The organism is Acinetobacter sp. SFA (assembly GCF_001647535.1).
Taxonomy (GTDB): Bacteria; Pseudomonadota; Gammaproteobacteria; order Pseudomonadales; family Moraxellaceae; genus Acinetobacter; species Acinetobacter pecorum.
In genome coordinates this window covers 80,775-99,169 of the sequence record NZ_LSZI01000001.1, presented here as the reverse complement: position 1 = coordinate 99,169, position 18,395 = coordinate 80,775, and the positions used below count along the sequence as shown (strand labels likewise).

At 43.4% G+C, this 18,395-nt stretch carries 17 protein-coding genes, 4 tRNA genes and 1 pseudogene; 11 read left to right on the top strand and 11 right to left on the bottom strand.

The window, feature by feature from the left end:
• Positions 1-34 precede the first annotated feature (34 nt).
• Positions 35-298 carry a hypothetical protein gene (locus AY607_RS00455; protein ID WP_064101413.1) on the top strand — a complete coding sequence of 88 codons (264 nt, stop codon included), beginning with the start codon at positions 35-37 and terminating at the stop codon, positions 296-298.
• A gap of 1 nt (position 299) precedes the next feature.
• Here the strand turns inward: AY607_RS00455 and AY607_RS00450 are convergent, their stop codons facing one another.
• From AY607_RS00450 to AY607_RS00420, 7 genes are all read right to left on the bottom strand, one after another.
• Positions 300-743, bottom strand: coding sequence for a DUF2726 domain-containing protein (locus AY607_RS00450; protein WP_064101412.1), 444 nt, complete (start codon positions 741-743; stop codon positions 300-302).
• Positions 744-802: 59 nt separating this feature from the next.
• Positions 803-878, bottom strand: a tRNA-Asn gene (locus AY607_RS00445).
• Positions 879-884: 6 nt separating this feature from the next.
• Positions 885-960: transfer RNA gene (locus tag AY607_RS00440), tRNA-Asn, on the bottom strand.
• Between the two features lie 289 nt (positions 961-1,249).
• Positions 1,250-1,325, bottom strand: a tRNA-Asn gene (locus AY607_RS00435).
• A 6-nt stretch (positions 1,326-1,331) separates the two neighbouring features.
• Positions 1,332-1,407, bottom strand: a tRNA-Asn gene (locus AY607_RS00430).
• A gap of 148 nt (positions 1,408-1,555) precedes the next feature.
• The gene (locus AY607_RS00425) at positions 1,556-2,182 is read right to left on the bottom strand and encodes a superoxide dismutase (protein ID WP_064095524.1); all 627 of its coding nucleotides are present in this window, start codon (positions 2,180-2,182) and stop codon (positions 1,556-1,558) included.
• 153 nt (positions 2,183-2,335) lie between these two features.
• Entirely contained in the window at positions 2,336-3,094 is a 759-nt protein-coding gene (locus AY607_RS00420; protein WP_064095523.1) for a Nif3-like dinuclear metal center hexameric protein, read from the bottom strand.
• A gap of 170 nt (positions 3,095-3,264) precedes the next feature.
• Here AY607_RS00420 and AY607_RS00415 point away from each other — a divergent pair, with 170 nt between their 5' ends.
• The 9 genes and pseudogenes from AY607_RS00415 (at position 3,265) to AY607_RS00375 (ending at position 11,279) form a co-directional block, all read left to right on the top strand.
• Positions 3,265-4,446, top strand: coding sequence for a S1C family serine protease (locus AY607_RS00415; protein WP_064095522.1), 1,182 nt, complete (start codon positions 3,265-3,267; stop codon positions 4,444-4,446).
• A gap of 135 nt (positions 4,447-4,581) precedes the next feature.
• Positions 4,582-4,838 (top strand): annotated as a pseudogene (locus tag AY607_RS00410) (hypothetical protein).
• An 80-nt stretch (positions 4,839-4,918) separates the two neighbouring features.
• Positions 4,919-5,710 carry a pyrimidine utilization protein D gene (rutD, locus tag AY607_RS00405; protein ID WP_064101411.1) on the top strand — a complete coding sequence of 264 codons (792 nt, stop codon included), beginning with the start codon at positions 4,919-4,921 and terminating at the stop codon, positions 5,708-5,710.
• A 349-nt stretch (positions 5,711-6,059) separates the two neighbouring features.
• A complete protein-coding gene (gene rutA / locus AY607_RS00400) occupies positions 6,060-7,166 on the top strand; it encodes a pyrimidine utilization protein A (RefSeq protein ID WP_064101410.1) in 1,107 nt (368 codons plus the stop codon).
• A complete protein-coding gene (gene rutB, locus AY607_RS00395) occupies positions 7,163-7,924 on the top strand; it encodes a pyrimidine utilization protein B (protein WP_064101409.1) in 762 nt (253 codons plus the stop codon). The genes rutA and rutB overlap by 4 nt, the downstream gene beginning before the upstream one ends.
• Positions 7,925-7,955: 31 nt before the next feature.
• Complete coding sequence (gene rutC / locus AY607_RS00390) at positions 7,956-8,336, top strand: pyrimidine utilization protein C (RefSeq protein ID WP_064101408.1); 381 nt, start codon at positions 7,956-7,958, stop codon at positions 8,334-8,336.
• 170 nt (positions 8,337-8,506) lie between these two features.
• On the top strand, positions 8,507-8,998 hold the full coding sequence (gene rutF, locus AY607_RS00385) for an NADH-dependent FMN reductase RutF (protein WP_413772516.1): 492 nt from the start codon (positions 8,507-8,509) through the stop codon (positions 8,996-8,998).
• Between the two features lie 33 nt (positions 8,999-9,031).
• Positions 9,032-10,387 carry a pyrimidine utilization transport protein G gene (gene rutG, locus AY607_RS00380; RefSeq protein ID WP_064101406.1) on the top strand — a complete coding sequence of 452 codons (1,356 nt, stop codon included), beginning with the start codon at positions 9,032-9,034 and terminating at the stop codon, positions 10,385-10,387.
• A 52-nt stretch (positions 10,388-10,439) separates the two neighbouring features.
• Positions 10,440-11,279 (top strand): NAD(P)-dependent oxidoreductase, encoded by an 840-nt coding sequence (locus tag AY607_RS00375; RefSeq protein WP_064101405.1) that lies wholly within the window; start codon positions 10,440-10,442, stop codon positions 11,277-11,279.
• A gap of 388 nt (positions 11,280-11,667) precedes the next feature.
• Here AY607_RS00375 and AY607_RS00370 read toward each other — a convergent pair whose 3' ends face one another.
• The 3 genes from AY607_RS00370 to lipA form a co-directional block, all read right to left on the bottom strand.
• Complete coding sequence (locus AY607_RS00370) at positions 11,668-12,051, bottom strand: carboxymuconolactone decarboxylase family protein (RefSeq protein WP_064101404.1); 384 nt, start codon at positions 12,049-12,051, stop codon at positions 11,668-11,670.
• A gap of 167 nt (positions 12,052-12,218) precedes the next feature.
• On the bottom strand, positions 12,219-14,723 hold the full coding sequence (locus AY607_RS00365; RefSeq protein WP_064101403.1) for an acyl-CoA dehydrogenase: 2,505 nt from the start codon (positions 14,721-14,723) through the stop codon (positions 12,219-12,221).
• A 356-nt stretch (positions 14,724-15,079) separates the two neighbouring features.
• Complete coding sequence (gene lipA / locus AY607_RS00360) at positions 15,080-16,093, bottom strand: lipoyl synthase (RefSeq protein WP_064101402.1); 1,014 nt, start codon at positions 16,091-16,093, stop codon at positions 15,080-15,082.
• 213 nt (positions 16,094-16,306) lie between these two features.
• Here lipA and sthA point away from each other — a divergent pair, with 213 nt between their 5' ends.
• Entirely contained in the window at positions 16,307-17,722 is a 1,416-nt protein-coding gene (gene sthA, locus AY607_RS00355) for a Si-specific NAD(P)(+) transhydrogenase (RefSeq protein WP_064095510.1), read from the top strand.
• Positions 17,723-17,819: 97 nt separating this feature from the next.
• Here sthA and AY607_RS00350 read toward each other — a convergent pair whose 3' ends face one another.
• The gene (locus AY607_RS00350) at positions 17,820-18,149 is read right to left on the bottom strand and encodes a four-helix bundle copper-binding protein (RefSeq protein ID WP_064095509.1); all 330 of its coding nucleotides are present in this window, start codon (positions 18,147-18,149) and stop codon (positions 17,820-17,822) included.
• Positions 18,150-18,395 lie beyond the last annotated feature (246 nt).

Below are 18,395 nucleotides of genomic sequence, written 5' to 3'. Positions count from 1 at the left end.
TGCAATTAAATGACGAAATTAAAGCAGGTTTGTTATGTCTGAGCAGCCACAGCCCCGCAGTGTCAAAAAGCTATTGATCTTCGGTACGCTTGCCCTCTGTATTCCGGTATTTTTAATTAGTATGGCATTTCTTGCGGTAAATAGTGATGCTAAAAATCAGGAAAAATACAAGCAGCAGCAGGCAGATATGATTGCACGTATTGAAGCACGAGAAGCTGCGGAAAAGCTCAAAGCAGAGCAGGATGCTTTAGCAAATTCAACTCAAGCTGCATCTGAAAGTACAGTAACTGTTCCTTAATTTATCTTATATCCCTTTGTAGCTGTCTGATACTCGGAATCTGGGTATATCGAATCACGGTATATCCTGCTGCAATCAACATTGCATCACGTTCAGCATCTTCTTGTTCTTTGCCAATATGACTCGGATCATCTAATTCAATAATCGCCACCACATTATATTCGCGATCAAGTACCACGAAGTCTGTGACTTTGCGATTGAACTGATTGCGCATTTTGATCTGGTCATGCGTGATCAAGGCGCTAAACGCGACTTGGGCCAGAATATGATGATGAGGAAAGGCATCTTTTAGACGAGTAAACATCCTGCTTTCAAAAGCAGTAATCACACGTTTTGGATAGAATTTCTTTTGACGGGTAAACAGATGTGGGAAGAGCAGACAAACTAATGCAAAGGTTGCCAGGCAACCAATCACAAAAAATATAAACTGACTCAAATCAAACATAGATCACAGATAGAGAAAATAAAAAAACCCACTTCGCAATGAGTGGGTTTTTAGAATCCTGGCTCTCCCACCTGGGCTCGAACCAGGGACCTGCGGATTAACAGTCCGTCGCTCTACCGACTGAGCTATGGGAGAATAGATTGGCTCTCCAACCTGGGCTCGAACCAGGGACCTGCGGATTAACAGTCCGTCGCTCTACCGACTGAGCTATTGGAGAATCTGACAGCGATTATAGAGAGATTTGAAAAGGGGTCAAGGCACTTTTAGAAAAAAGCAGCATAAATTGAATCAAGTGTTTTAAAAATAGTCGAAAAGGTTTGTAGTTCAAACTGTTATGTTTATGTAAAGCGGTCCTAACCACAAAATCGCGATCAGCCTTAATTTTTATAAGCGAGCTGGAACATAAGCGATGAGTGGTTGATCGCCTATATAAATCAATATGATCTCAATTTTAAAAACACAGGTATAAAAAAACCCACTTCGCAATGAGTGGGTTTTTAGAATCCTGGCTCTCCCACCTGGGCTCGAACCAGGGACCTGCGGATTAACAGTCCGTCGCTCTACCGACTGAGCTATGGGAGAATAGATTGGCTCTCCAACCTGGGCTCGAACCAGGGACCTGCGGATTAACAGTCCGTCGCTCTACCGACTGAGCTATTGGAGAATCTGATCGGCATTTTAGGGAGGAATCGGCAGGTCGTCAATCAATTAATGTAAAGAAATGAATTGTTTGCTTTATAAATATTCATTTAGAGTCTAAAAATAAAAAAATCACCCAAAATGGGTGATTTTTTTAGCAAAGAAATAAAGAATTATTTCTCAACACCTGCAGGCTGGCCTGCATATTTCGCATTTGCATAATCCCAGTTCACCAGGCTTTCCAGGAAAGTAGAGATGTACTTAGGACGAGCATTGCGGTAGTCGATGTAGTAAGCGTGTTCCCAAACGTCAATCGTCAACACTGCAATTTTACCGTGCGCCATTGGCGTATCAGCATTTGAAGTTTTCATGATTGAAAGCTGGCCGTTTACTTCGTCAGCCACTAACCAAGCCCAACCTGAACCAAATTGAGTAGTTGCAGCAGCAGCAAATTCTTCAGCAAATTTTTCGTAAGAACCAAAAGCTTCGTCAATTTTTGCAGTCAAAGTACCAGTTGCTTTACCGCCACCGTTTTTAGCCATACAGTTCCAGTAGAATGTGTGGTTCCAAACTTGAGCCGCGTTATTGAACACACCTGCTTTAGAAGCATCACCAGCAGTTGCTGTAATAATTTCTTCTAGAGTTTTGCCTTCAAGCTCAGTACCAGCGATCAGGTTATTCAGGTTAACCACATAAGTGTTGTGGTGTTTGTCATGATGGTATTCTAAAGTTTCTTTGCTGATGTGTGGAGCAAGATCTTCGTAGCCGTAAGGTAATGCTGGTAAAGTAATGGTTGTCATGTTCTCAATTCCTTGCATTTTGCTGGGTTTTAACAATAAGTGGCGTTATTGTAATAGATAATCGGGCCGAAATGGGCATCGTGTATAAATAACAATACAGAATAAAGCCTGAAAATATATGAATAAAGCCACTGATCATAACCGTCAGTCGAATTAAATCGGATTGTTTAATTCGAAATAATCATACTCAATATTAAACTGTTCTGAAATAGCCTTGGCCAGGCGTTGCACACCGTATTTTTCAGTCGCATGATGGCCACAGGCATAATAGTGCACATTCAGTTCCTGAGCTTCATAAAAGGTCCGTTCAGACACTTCGCCCGAAATATAAGCATCACAGTCTTGTAGGGCCGCTTTTTGAATATAATCCTGCGCCCCGCCTGTACAGAAACCAACTTTTTGAATCAAGGATTTTTCTGCAGGCAAATGTAGTGCGTCAAAGCCGAGTCTTTCTGATACATAGGCTTTGAAACCTTCTGGAGTCAAGGACTGTTTTAAATAGCCAATATTGCCAATCGGATGTCGTTCGGTTGGATCGAGCTGTTCAATATTTTCCAGTTCAAGCAGATCTGCAATCGCGGCATTATTTCCTAAAACAGGGTGACTGTCTAAAGGAAGATGATATCCGACTAAAGAAATATCATTTTTAATCAGTGTTTTAATTCGTTTTCCACGCATCCCGGTAATTGGGTAAGCTTCACCTTTCCAGAAATATCCATGATGAACCAGCAGCAAGTCTGCGCCTTGTTCAATTGCAGCTTCAATGGCACTCTGGGAAGCAGTCACAGCACAGAGGATTTTATTTACCTCGGGTCTGCCTTCAATCTGCAAGCCATTTGGTGCATAGTCCTTAAATTCACGGGTTACCAAGGTCTGGTCACACCAGTGAATAATATCGTTCAAATTCGCCATAAAAGTCCTGTTAGTTTAAAAGCTTGCCCATAGTTAGCTATGGGTTTGATTGTAACTAAAGCTGCACAAATCTCTGTGGATTTTTTTGTATTTAGTTATGTATTTAGCATTACAATAGAATATAAATTACTTAGTCATCAACGAATTAAAATATTTTAGAGGATAATAACGTGCGCCGCACCTTTACATGGTTACCTTGGGTGTTACTGATTTTGGTCATTATCGGTTTTCTGGGGTGGCAACAACTCCAAAAACCAAAGGCACCAGTTGCGCCAGATGGCGTCAAAATGCCTGCTGAAAAAGTAGAGCCGTTGATTGATATTTCGCGCACAGGAGGCGTTGTCTCCTATAATGCTGCGGTCAAAGTGGCAGCACCGGCTGTGGTGAATATTTTTACTACTCAAAAAGTCAAGCAGCAGGCTCATCCTTTGCTGAGTGATCCGGTATTTCGTGAATTCTTTGGCGATCAGTTACCTGACCAGTATGGACAAAGCCCGAATGAAAACAGCTTGGGTTCTGGGGTGATTGTTCGTCCGGACGGTTATATCCTGACCAATAATCATGTGATCGCGCAGGCGGACCAAATTGTAGTGGCTTTGCAGGATGGTCGTCGTGCTGAAGCCAAGGTCGTCGGGACTGACCCAGATACAGATCTTGCCGTGATCAAGATCGAGCTGGATAAATTACCTGTGCTGCCATTTAAGCTCAGTGGTAACGAAGTCGGGGACGTTGTCCTGGCCATTGGTAACCCATTCGGTGTAGGTCAAACCGTCACTCAAGGAATTATTTCTGCCACAGGCCGTTCTGATCTGGGTATCAATACCTATGAAGATTTTATCCAGACCGATGCCGCCATCAACCCGGGTAACTCGGGTGGTGCACTGATTGATGTCGCCGGCAACTTAATTGGGGTGAATACCGCAATTTTCTCGCAGTCTGGTGGTTCACTGGGCATCGGTTTTGCTATTCCGGCTAAAATCTGTCAGCAGGTATTGAATGCCATTCTGGAAGATGGCCGCGTCGTTCGTGGCTGGTTGGGGATTAGCTTGTTACCTGCCGAACGTGATGATGTGCTGCAACCTAAAGAAAAAGGTGTCACCGTCGCTGAGGTGCTACCAGATGGACCCGCTGCTAAGGCTGGAATCAAGCGTGGTGATAAAATTATCAAGGTGAATGAGGAAGAGATCAGCTCAGCCTCACATTTGATTAATTTTGTCGCCTTGCAAAAACCGAACAGTACTATCCAGATTGAAATCGAGCGTGCAGGTAAACCGATGACGCTTGAAGTGGTAGTAACTGAACGTAAGGCACAAAATAGTGCTTCGCAATATATTCCTTTGCCAGGTCAGTAAATTTAAATAAAAAAATCCCTCTTGTTGAGGGATTTTTTTTGGTCAGCTTTTTATATTTAGATTACAAAACAAGAATATTTTATGTGATTTAAATCATTTAATTTTATTGAATAAAATTAAAAAGAGTATTCAACAATGAGTTTTATGACTGCTGATCAAGCCAAAATATTATCTGATGTAGCCAATATCAATATTGAGATGTTCAAGCCACGTTTAGCGCAACTAATTGAAGATAATGCCAGACAGGGTAATACAGCGGTACTGCAGTTTTTCCCAAGCATCTGCCACTGGAAGAAATCCACCATCTTTCAGCGGAGTTGACAGAACTGGGCTATAACGTACGCTTTGAGGTAGAGGAGTTCTATTACAGGTTCAATGTGTACTGGCTATAATTTTATCAACTGTTCAAAAAAAGTCTTATTCAGGCATATATCTTGCTGTATTCATCTCATAGTTCAAATATGAGAGTTTTATGTCTTTATTTATTCACTCTGCAGCACAGGCACATGCGCCATATGTTGTGCTTTCCTCCGGCTTGGGCGGACATGCCAGCTTCTGGAATCCTCAAATTAAAGCCTTACAGCAAGATTTTCATGTGGTGACCTATGATCAGGAAGGTTGTCATTCGGATTCTGAACTCTTGCCAACGCCTTATTCCGTAGATCGTATGGCCCGGCAGATCCTGGATTTATTGATCAATGAGAATATTTGCGAGTTTCATTTTATTGGACATGCGTTGGGTGGGCATATTGGCATGCAGCTCGCAACCTATCAGGCGGAGAAAAAATTTAGGTTGCTGAGTCTAACCATGTTGAATGCCTGGGGCGAACTGGACTCACATACCCAAAAATGTTTTCAGGCAAGGACTTCTTTATTGCTGAATAGCGGAGCAGAAGCCTATGTTCGGGCCCAAGCTTTATTTTTATATCCACCACACTGGATCTCAACACATATTGACCCATTAACCGAAGCAGAAAATAAGCAGCTCCTTGACTTTCCACCGATTCAAAATGTCTTGGCACGTATACAGGCAGTACAAGCTTTTCAAGTAGAAGAAGTGCATCAGCAGGCACTCAAACATGTTCCTGTACATCTGATTGCCAATCGGGATGATTTTCTGGTGCCATATCAACGTTCACAACAACTGCAGCAGTTATTGCCACATAGCCGGTTAAACCTGCTCGAAACTGGAGCACATGCTTCTACGGTGACTGAAACTGCCCTGATCAACCAAAACATACTGCATTTTTTAAAATCAGCCTGATATTTTCAGCCAATAAATCTGTTTATTTAAGTCAGACCTTGGGTCTGACTTTTTATTTTTTCTAATGAATCGTTTCTATGGTATGAGCAGGAATTTTACTGCGAATTTATACAGGTTCTGCACACGCATGAATTTTTATAAATGCACTTGAATGAAACATAGTGAGCGAAATTGATTCATGCTTAAAAATAGTTATTTTACTAAAAATTCAAAAAAATAAATATTAAGTTATTGAAATAAAATGAATAAATATAGTTGGCACACGGTTTGCAATGTTTATATTGTAAATAAGACTCCCGTAGTGGATTCAAGATTTTGAATAAGTGTTAAAAAATAATGAGGTGTGAAAATGAAAATAGGTGTCTTCTGTCCAATTGGAAACAACGGCTGGTTACTCTCTGAAAATGCACCACAATATATGCCGACTTTTGAGTTAAACAAACAAATCGTGCAGCGCGCTGAACACTATGGTTTCGATTTCGCACTTTCCATGATCAAGTTGCGTGGCTTTGGTGGCAAGACTGAATTCTGGGAACATAACCTGGAAACTTTCACCCTGATGGCCGGCCTTGCTGCTGTTACCAGCAAAATTCAAATTTATGCAACAGCTGCAACTCTAGTCATGCCACCTGCAATTGTAGCGCGCATGGCATCTACCATTGACTCGATTTCTAATGGCCGATTTGGGCTAAATGTAGTGACTGGCTGGCAGCCGCCTGAATACACCCAGATGGGCATGTGGCCAGGCAATGAGTATTTTGGCAAACGCTATGAATATCTATCTGAATATGTACAAATTTTGCGTGAGCTTTGGGCAAACGGAAAATCCGACTTTAAAGGTGAGCATTTCCAGATGGAAGACTGCCGTGTTAGTCCGCGCCCGCAAGCCGATATGAAAATCATCTGTGCAGGTCAGTCTGATGCCGGTCTGGAATTTTCTGCGCAATACGCCGACTACAACTTTGTTTTTGGTAAAGGGCTGAATACTCCAACGGCTTATGCAGAAATTAATGATCGCTTAAAAGAAAAAACCGACCTTACTGGTCGTGATGTGCAGACGTATGTGCTGTTTATGGTGATTGCAGCCGAAACTGATGAAGAAGCTCAGGCTAAATGGCAGCATTATAACGATGGTGCCGATATGGAAGCGATTAACTGGTTGATGAATCAAGGTGGGAAAGACACGACTTCCGGTACAGATACCAATATCCGTCAAATGGCTTCTAGCGTATCTCCTGTAAATATCAATATGGGAACTTTGGTAGGTTCTTATAAAAATGTGGCACGAATGTTGGATGAAATTGGCGAAATCAAAGGTACAGAAGGTGTGCTGCTGACTTTTGATGATTTCGTTCAGGGTGTGGAAGATTTCGGTCAGAAAATCCAGCCATTAATGAAGTGCCGTGAACATATTGTGATTGAAGATACAGCACCCGTTTTGGAGAAAAGCGCATGAGTGAGCACATCGTATCTGTAGGCTTTACTGAAGCATTAGGCACGGGCAAAGTGCTCAAGGCGGAACCTGAATCGATCCGTCTGGCACCAGAACAGACTGCCCTGATTGTGATTGATATGCAGAATGCTTATACCTCGCAGGGTGGCTATCTGGATCTGGCGGGTTTTGATGTCTCAAAGACCAAACCCGTGGTCGAAAATATCAAGAAAGCAGTCGATGCTGCGCATGCGGCCGGTATTCAGGTCATCTATTTTAAAAATGGCTGGGATGCAGAATATAAGGAAGCAGGTGGTACGGATTCTCCAAATTTCCATAAATCCAATGCTTTAAAGACCATGCGCAAACGTCCCGAATTACAGGGGCAATTACTGGCCAAAGGGGGCTGGGACTTTGACCTGATTGATGAGTTACAGCCACTACCACAAGATCTGGTCATTGAAAAACCTCGCTATAGCGGTTTCTTTAATACCGCACTGGACAGCATGTTGCGTGTTCGTGGTATCCGTAACCTAGTTTTTGTCGGAATTGCCACCAATGTCTGCGTGGAGTCGACGCTGCGTGATGGTTTCTTTCTGGAATATTTTGGCGTGGCGCTGGCGGATGCCTGCCATCAGGCCGGTCCAGTCGAAGCCCACGAAGCCAGCCTGTACAACATCAAGACCTTCTTTGGCTGGGTGTCGGATACCTCAAATTTTGTCGATACCTTTCAAAAAGAAAGTGAATCACTTAAAGAAACTGGATTAGCTCAAAGCGCTTAAGAAGTTAAATATCAAGATTAAGGAAAACAGTATGCCTAAAGAAGTCATTATTCCAGCAGGAACTTCAAAACCATTAGCACCGTTTGTACCGGCAACCAAGGCAGACAATATTGTCTATGTGTCAGGCACGCTGGCTTTTGATGAAAATAATAACGTTGTGCATGTCGGTGATGCGGCAGCCCAGACCCGTCATATTCTGGAAACCATCAAACGTGTCATTGAAGAAGCCGGTGGCAGCATGGATGACGTCACTTTCAATCATGTGTTTGTCAAAGACTGGGCAGATTATGCAGCAATTAATACCGTTTATGCAGAGTATTTTCCGGGAGATAAACCGGCACGATATTGCGTACAGACTGGCCTGGTAAAACCGGATGCACTGGTCGAAATCGCCTCGATTGCCCATGTTTAAGCCGAACCACCTGATTCAATTTCATCTATATCAGCCCTAAGTCTGTCACTGAAAACTGACTTGGGGCGGAGGAGAACAGCATGAATGCCAAATTGTCTAAAATGATTACAGAAGCAGTTGCAGATAACAGTGCACTAAATAAGGTGGTAAAGACTGAAAACGCAGCTGAAATGTTTACCCAGGTCGATCAGCAGATTTTCCGTCAGGGCATGTCCAATCTGGGTGCGGCAGTGAATGTGATTACTACACAAGGTCGTTCAGGCATGGCTGGATTTACCGCATCCGCCGTGTGTAGTGTGACTGATACGCCGCCGACTTTGCTGGTCTGTCTGAACCGTTCAGCATCAGTTTATGAAACTTTTAAAAATAATCAGGTGTTGTGTGTGAATACCTTAGCATCACATCAGCAGCATTTATCCAATCTGTTTGGTGGAAAAACACCTATGGCAGAGCGTTTCAGTCAGGGGAACTGGAAAACGTTGCTGACCCAGTCACCTGTACTTGAGGATGCCTTGGTCAGTTTTGACTGTGAGGTGGTGCAGCAAGTATCTGTAGGCAGTCATGACGTGCTGTTCTGTGAAGTGAAAGCCATGTGCCAGCGTCAAGGCAATGCGCTGATGTACTTTAACCGTTCTTACTGTGAGCCACACAAAATGTGCTAAATCAATTCAATCCTAATCAAGGAGGGGAAGCCCATGCAAGAAAAAGAATCGTGGTTTCCAAAATTTAAGCCTTACCAAGGCAATATCGATTCAACACCAGTGCAAACAGACGAATATCTGCCCGCTGGGAAAAGTATTATTCTCGGGTTACAGCATGTGTTTGCGATGTTTGGGGCAACCGTACTAGCGCCACTTTTAATGGGGTTTGATCCCAATCTCACAATTTTTATTACCGGGATTGGCACCATTTTATTTTTCTTGATCACTGGCGGCCGGTTGCCGAGTTATCTGGGGTCGAGTTTTGCATTTATTGGTGCCGTGGTAGCGGTTACCGGCTATTCAGGAGTAGGTGCGAATTCCAATATTGCGCTCGCACTTGGCGGAACCATTGCCTGCGGTATTGTTTATGCCTTGATTGGTTTGCTGGTCATGAAAACTGGCACAGCCTGGATTGAAAAGCTGATGCCACCCGTGGTTACGGGCGTCATCGTGATGATTATCGGTCTGCATCTTGCACCGGTCGCGATCAAAAGTGTATCTGCTAACCAGTTTGATTCCTGGATGGCATTGGTCACCATTCTCTGTATCAGTGTGATTGCCGTGTTTACCCGCGGAATGGTGCGCCGTCTGCTGCTGTTACTCGGCTTATTGTCTTCCTATCTACTTTATTTTCTTTTCACCAATGTGATGGGCTTCGGGCCTGCAATTGATTTCAGCAAAGTCAGTGAAGCGGCATGGTTTGGTCTGCCGACTTTCCAGAGTCCAGTCTTTGAAATGAATGCCATGCTGATGATTGCACCGGTGGCCATTATTCTGGTGGCAGAAAATTTGGGACACTTTAAGGCAGTATCTGCAATGACTGGTAAAAATCTGTCGCCGTATATGGGACGCGGTTTCTTTGCAGATGGTGTTTGTACTTCCTTATCCGCTTCTGTGGGAGGTACGGGAATGACCACCTATGCTGAAAATATCGGTGTTATGGCAGTGACCAAAGTGTATACAACCACTGTGTTTGTCTTTGCCGGGATATTCGCTATCTTGCTCGGGCTTTCACCGAAATTTGGTGCGGTGATCAGTACGATTCCTGTGGCCTTGCTTGGCGGAGCCTCGATTGTAGTATTCGGTCTGATTACGGTTGCAGGTGCCAAAATCTGGATAGATAACCGTATTGACTTTACCAAGAACAGCACAATGATCATTGGCGCAGTGTGTCTGATTATGGGTACAGGTAATTATAGCTTGCAGATTGGTAGCTTTGATTTAGGTGGGATTGGCACTGCGACTCTGGCTGCGATTTTACTTAATCTGTTCCTGAATCGTGGGGAAGATAAAGAATCGCCTGTATCTGCATCAACCGCAACGGACATTGAAGTGAAACCGGTTGCTTAAATATAAGGAGTATCTTTTGAGTCATACAATTGCATTTTTAGGACTCGGCGCAATGGGCTGGCATATGGCTTCCCATTTGCCAAAACTCGGACACCCGGTTTGGGTCTGGAACCGGTCTGAACAGAAAGCTGTAGAGCATGCCACACTTTTCGCCACTCAGGCTGTCAGTATTGAGCAGGCGGTTCAAGCCGACTTTATCTTTTCCTGCTTACCCACCAGTCAGGATGTCGAAAATCTAATCGCTGCACATCCACCCAAGCCAGGTGCAATCTGGATTGACTGTACTAGCGGTGTACCAGAATCAGCCCAAAAACTGGCACAACGATTGGAGCAGCAGGGAAGTTATTATCTGGATGCTCCAGTATCCGGTCAGACCATTGGCGCAGAAAAAGGTACTTTAACCGTGATGGTGGGAGGAAATAAAGCTGCCTTTGAACAAGCCAAACCGGTCATTGCTGCTTTTGCTGGGTTGATTGAGTATGTAGGAGAAAGTGGTTCCGGTTTTGCAGTGAAAGCCGTTAACAATACTTTGATGGCTACCCATTTATGGGCACTGGCTGAAGGCTTAACTGTACTGAAAGGACAGGGAGTTGATTTAAGCAGTGCCTTGAACTGTATTAATCATTCCAGCGGTAAAAGCAGCATGTCGGAAAATATCATGGCGCAGCGTGTACTGAGCCGTGAGTTTCATAAAACCTTTGCGCTGGATTTATTGCAGAAAGATATTGGTATTGCTTTGGAACTGGTGCAACAGCAGCAACTGGATTTATCAGTCATGTCATTGGTGCAACAACAGTTTCAACAGATTACCAGACCTCAGGCCAGTCAGCTGGATTTTTCCGCTGCGGTACAAGGGTTGGAACAACGTACGCAAATTGAATTAAGGGATTAAAGTCTTTCTTATAAATTGCTATTCATAGAGAACCTATTAATTTTGAATTAAATCCATAACGACAGATTTATTATCAAAAATATGAAAAGCCGGGAATTTAACAACTCTCGGCTTTCTTATTAAGCATTACTTTAAATAGCCTAAGCAGTTTTGAATTTAACTGATATTTGAGCAATTTAAATAAATAGATTTCTTTTATGAATTAGAAAATGATCGTCCATTCATATTTAATGTTCCCTCTCCCTTAGGGGTGAGGAGCATGCTCCGCAAGAGGATGAGAGATTTTTTATAAAGAACCTCTCCTATGAGGAGCGGGAATTTCATAAATAATTTTTAATCATTAAGAATTATTTATGAAAGAGCTCTAATACACTGATATTTAGGTCTCTTAATTCGCTTCATATTCCTGAATCACCTCAAGCGCCGCACGAAATGCTTCCTGAGTCGCCGGTGCACCGCAGTAAGGCAGACTATGCAGCAGCACTTCCTGAATTTCCTCAACCGTTGCGCCATTATTCAGCGCACCTCGCACATGGCCTTTCAGTTCAGTGGGACTTTTTTGCGCGGTTAGGAAGGCAATGGTAATTAAAGAACGATATTTACGTGGTAAAACACCTTCACGTTGCCAGGTCGAACCCCAGGCATGTTCATTAATCCAGTCCTGTAGAGGCTGGGTAAAAGGCACGGTATTTTCCTGAGCACGCTGCACAAAACTTTCCCCCATTACTTCGGTACGGACTTTCAAGCCATTTTCATAATCTTGTTGTGACATGCTTTATCCTCAATTCTATTATTGCTTTAGCTTAACGCTTTTAAGCTAAAATACTATCGTGCCATAGTCGTAAAAAAGTGGCAGAAAAGCCACTTGTAAAGCTTCCAGAGTAAAGCAATAAAATGACTTCACTCTGGAATTTATGACATCTTAAATCTAAGTTTTATTTAAGGTGATACTGAGTGTGAAGGATCAGTTTGCACTGAAGTATCCGTTCCTTTAGCATCTTCCTTGATGAGATACGGATTCTCAAGCTCTAATACCTCATTCAATTGCAGATCAAATACATCGGTCAACATGCTGTCATAACGGCGCGCATTATAGTGCACCAGTTTTTCTGCTTCCTGATCATTAATAAAGCCTTGTTGATGTGCATCGGCTACATGCTCAGCAAAACTAAGTCCTTTAAATTGTCCTTTATTTTCAGCTTTTTTAAAGCGATCCCAGAGCTTTTCAATCTCTAGGAGCAGATTGAAAGTTGATTCCATACGGCCAGTGACATCATTTTCATTGATATTATAGTAGACATGTTTTTTGAGTGACTGCCGGAAAGCATTGTCTTCCATCATACTGTTCGCTACCTGTTGTTTCAGATAGTCTGATGGTTTCTGTACCGGACGGCCAAATGGGAAACATAACAGTTTGACCATACCTGCTGCTGCACCTGATGGAAAGTTGGCAAACAGGTCAAAAAATGCTTCTTGCGCTGTATACAGAGACTTTTCTACCGCAAGCTGTGCATGTAAACGCTCATCTTCAGTTTTTTTACTATGCTCAAAAAACTTGAGAATTGCCGATGCAATAAACAGGTGAGCATGAATGTCGGCCAGACGACCCGAAAGCATTTCCTTACGTTTGATATCACCCGCGAGTAATCCTAGGCACATATCCGCGGTCAGGGCAAAGTTGGCACTCAGCCGGTTAATCACTTTGTAATAAGGATGGGTAAAGTCAACCGCACTTTGCGGTGCAGCACTGGAGCCACCTGTAAAGGCATAGGCAAAGGAGCGGGCAGTCCGGTTAAAGGTGTATCCCAAATGTTTAAAAAGCAGGTCATCGAAAGGGTTTAGAGCGGCAGCCCGATCTTCAGCCTGTAAAAGCTGTAATTCTTCATAAAGATAAGGATGGCAACGCATTGAACCCTGACCGAAAATCATCAGGGAACGACTAAGAATATTGGCACCTTCAACGGTAATGGAGACTGGAATTGCCTGATAGTAAGGCGCCAGAAAGTTGCGCGGACCCATCTGAATGGCGCGGCCACCGACCACATCCATACCGTGATTGACCACTTTACGCATACCTTCTGTCGCATAATATTTGGCAATCGCCGTCATTACTGCAGGCTTGCCACCCTGATTCAGACCACAGGTGACCAGATAACGGAAGGCTTCCAGCATATAGGTATCACTGGCGATTTCACTATTGGCTTCCTGTACCCCCTCAAACTTACCGACTGAAATTTTGAATTGCTGACGGATACGAGAGAAAGCACCCACATTTAAATAAGTCATTTCTGCCGTAGACGTAGACAGCGCTGGTAGGGAAATGCCACGACCGACTGCCAGACATTCCATCAGCATGCGCCATCCTTTACCGGCATTTTTGACGCCACCAATAATCCAGTCCAGTGGAATAAAGACATCTTTACCTTCAACCGTACCATTCATGAATGGTGGTCCCGGGTTATGCCGTGGTCCCACTATTACGCCTTCATGACTGGCAGGGAGCAGGGCACAGGTAATGCCGTATTCAGTCTGTTCACCCAGGAGATGATCAGGATCATACATTTTAAAGGCCAGGCCTACGACTGTTGCAATTGGGGCTAACGTAATCCAGCGTTTGGAAAAATTCATTCTCAAGCCCAGAACTTCCTGGCCTTCAAACTGACCATAGCAGACTACACCGGTATCAGGAATCGCACCGGCATCCGAACCGGCCTCCGGGCTGGTCAGACCAAAACAGGGAATTTCTTCACCGCGCGCCAGACCTGGCAAATAACGGTTTTTCTGTTCTTCAGTACCGTAATGCAACAATAACTCACCCGGACCAAGAGAGTTTGGCACCATGCAACTCACGGCTGTGGTGAGCGAGCGGGAGGAAATCTTGCTCATCACCCGGCTTTGGGCAAAGGAGCTGAAGGCGCGACCACCGTATTCTTTGGGAATAATCAGACCCAGAAAACCATGGTCTTTGATGTATTGCCAGATGTGCTCAGGCAGCGCTTTTTGCTCATAAATTTCCCATTCATCCAGCATGCTGCACAAGGTTTCAACTTCATTGTCCAGAAATGCCTGTTCTTCTAGCGACAGCTTTGGATAAGGATAGTTGTTAAAGGTTTCCCAATTCGGTGCACCCATGAACAGCTCTTTTTCCCACCAGCTGGTTCCGGAATCCAGTGCTTCGCGTTCTGTCGGACTAATGCTCGGCATAGCATTGGCCAGTGCTTTATAGGCCGGTTTGGAAATAAACGACATGCGCAAAGGTTCGATCATTACTACAAGGCTAATCAGGATGAGCGGAATACCGAGAATAAGTGACCATGGGCTAATAAAGGCACATACCACTGACATAATAATTAGCGTGATTGCACCCGCACTACGCGAGAGCTGAAAATAGAAAACAGCCCATAAACTGAGTAATAGCAGTAGTACAGCAAATATAAATAGCATTGTTATATTTCTCCAGATTTATACCAAGCTGGCTTTGCCAAGATCCCTCATGGATATTTCGTTATTACAATTCATTCATTCTTGTCACTTGAGATTTGGATAGCTTCAGCAGTGCACGTGTGAGAATGATCTTTTTCAAGTATTAAAATGAATAAGATAAGTTGTTTATCTATTTTTGAGATTGTTTGAAAAATGCTCATTCTTCAAGTGAGAACGCGCAAAGAAATGTGAAGATAAGTAATGACTTAATCTTTGTCTAATAGAGAAAAAACAGCTTAAGGCTGAGTAAAATTTTAATTATAGATATTAAAAAGCCCTCTACTTGAGAGGGCTTTTATTTCATCTATTTAAACCAATTAAGCTTCAATTGTCTGAACTGCAATTTTCTTGGCAGGATCAACCTTACGACGCACTGATGGTACAGGTTCGCCATAGTATTGACGGTCGGCAAAATAGCTTGAACGAACCATTGGCGCTGCCCAGATATTACGGAAGCCCAGTTTTTGACCATGTTCAGTATAACGTTCGAATTCTTCAGGTGTCACGAAGCGGTCAATCGCTGCATGTTCCTTGGAAGGCTGCAAATACTGACCAATGGTGACATAGTCCACGCCATGCGCATGCAGATCATCAAGCAGGGCAAGCACTTCTTCTTCAGTTTCACCAATTCCTACCATTAGTCCACATTTGGTTGGAATGTCTGGGCAGTATTCCTTAAACATTTTCAGCAGGTTTAAAGAGTGCTGATAGTCAGAACCTGGACGCATGGCTTTATACAGACGTGGCACTGTTTCGATATTATGGTTAAACACATCAGGCGGACACTCAGTCATGATGCGTAGCGCAATATCCATACGGCCACGGAAGTCTGGCACCAGAATTTCCAGCAGGGTATTCGGGCTTAAGGCACGTGCCTCTTTAATACAATCTACAAAATGCTGAGCACCACCATCCAGCAGATCATCACGGTCTACGGAAGTAATTACTGCATATTTCAAACCCAGGTTGGCAATGGTTTCAGCCATATGACGCGGTTCATCTGCATCGAGTGCATTTGGACGGCCATGAGCCACATCACAGAACGGACAGCGACGGGTACAGATGTCCCCCATAATCATAAAGGTAGCAGTGCCGCCACCAAAACATTCAGGCAGGTTTGGACACGCGGCTTCTTCACATACGGTATGTAATTTTTGCTGACGAAGTGTAGTTTTAATGCGTTGTACTTCATCAGGTGCTGCCATTTTGACGCGAATCCAGTCCGGCTTCCGTGGTGTTTCAACCGTAGGTACAACTTTTACAGGAATACGAGCGACCTTTTCCGCGCCACGAAGTTTGACACCCTGTTCTGGTTTACGGTTTTCAGACATATTTAACTTTCCACTGTTTTTGAAGGGAGGAGATAATCAAAGATAGCGCCTTTATTATAACGGACTTAGCTACAAATGGGGCAAAAAGGACTATTCATTTAAAAAATGTTCTTATCAAGTAATATATGTGAGTTAAATACACCAAATCAACAGGATTTACGTCATAATAAGCAGGTAGATTAAAGTAAATTTTTTAATTTTGAGGAGCGTTGAATGCCACGTAAAAAAGAGGTCGTTAGTGGGACTTTCGTTAAATATGATGCGGTAGTTCTAGGTTCGGGCCCTGCGGGCGAAGGCGCGGCAATGAAACTTGCCAAATCAGGTAAACGTGTTGCAATCGTTGATATGCGTGAACAGCTAGGTGGTAACTGTACCCACGTTGGTACGATTCCAAGTAAAGCATTGCGTCAGACGGTATCGAGCATCATCCGTTATCAACGTGATCCAATGTTTCAAAAAGTAGGTGAATGGAAACAGTTCACCATGAAGCAGGTGCTTCGTAATGCACATAAAGTGATTCAACAGCAGGTTGAAACACACTCGCGTTTTTACGACCGTAATAAAATTGATATTTTCCATGGCCGTGCCTACATTCAGGATGAAAATACCATTTTTGTATTTACCCCGGATGGCATCAAGGAAACGATTCAGTTTAAACAGTTAGTGATCGCGACCGGTTCTCGTCCTTACCGTCCTGAAATTCTCGATTTTAATCACCCGCGTGTATTTGATTCAGACAAGATTCTGGATCTGGATTATACAATCCAAAAAATCATTATTTATGGTGCAGGTGTCATTGGTTGCGAATATGCATCGATCTTTATTGGTCTGGGGCATAAAGTTGACCTGATCAATACACAGCCGAAACTGCTCAGCTACCTGGATGATGAAATTTCTGATGCATTGTCTTATCACTTGCGTGAACAGGGTGTTTTGATCCGTCATAACGAACAGATTGATTATCTTGAAACGTCTGATGAATATGTGGTTCTGCATACTCAGAGTGGCAAGAAAATTAAAGCAGATGCAATTTTGTGGTGTAACGGCCGCTCAGGCAATACCGATGGCTTGGGTCTGGAAAATGTCGGCCTGAAACCGAACAGTCGTGGTCAATTGACTGTAAATGATCAATATCAGACTGACGTTGAAAATATCTATGCTGCTGGTGATGTGATTGGCTGGCCATCTCTGGCTTCTGCTGCCTATGACCAAGGTCGTTGCGCGGGTGCAAACATGAGTGGCGAGAAAGACGTTGCTCCGGTCACTGATATTCCAACCGGGATTTATACCATTCCTGAAATTTCTTCGATTGGTAAGAATGAACAGCAACTGACTGAAGAGAAAATTCCATATGAAGTCGGTCAGGCATCGTTCCGTCACCTGGCACGTGCACAGATTACCGGTGATACTGTGGGCGAATTGAAGATTCTGTTCCATCGTGAAACGCTGGAAGTTTTGGGTGTTCATTGTTTCGGTAATAATGCATCTGAGATTATCCACATTGGTCAGGCAGTCATGAACAGCCCGAACAATACCATCAAGTACTTTGTAGAAACTACCTTTAACTATCCGACTATGGCGGAAGCTTATCGTGTGGCAACGCTGAATGGTATGAACCGTTTATTCTAATTTGACTCATTCAAGTTAGCCAAAAACCCGCAAGATCAATCTTGCGGGTTTTTCTTTTTTAATCTTTATAGCTACTTTTGACCAGTCACCGTGAGGGCTAGGCAGCCATTTTTCGACATTCTTCAGCACAACGGCGGCATGCTTCGGCACATTGCTGACAATGTTCATGTTGGTGCTGACCACATTCTTCTGCGCAGTAGTCACATGCTTTTGCACAAAGTTCACATATCTCATGCATGAAAGGAGACTGCTTTTGTTCCATACGGGCACACAGCTGACAAATATCTGCACAATCCAGACAGCGCTGGATACATTCCCGCATCATCTCTAGCTCTTTTTCTTTAAGACAGGCGCTGGCACAGTTGGCACATGCGAGAGAACAGCTCATACAGGTCTGAACACAATCTGAAAATTGAAGCTGATTCATTGTTGTTTCCTCTTTCCAGGGGTTTATTGCTGATTTTCTAATACGCTAAGCAGAAAAAGGAAAATACACCAGACAGATTAAGTGAGAAAAAGTAAACCGCTACTTTGTTTTGTTAAAGATCGACTGGATCAAAGCTAATATTCAAAGTTAATTTTTTGCTTGAAAATAAAAAACCATTGAGGTGGTCAAAGTCTCAATGGTGGAAGATCGACATGATGAATTGTAATTATTGAAGGTTTAAGCTAG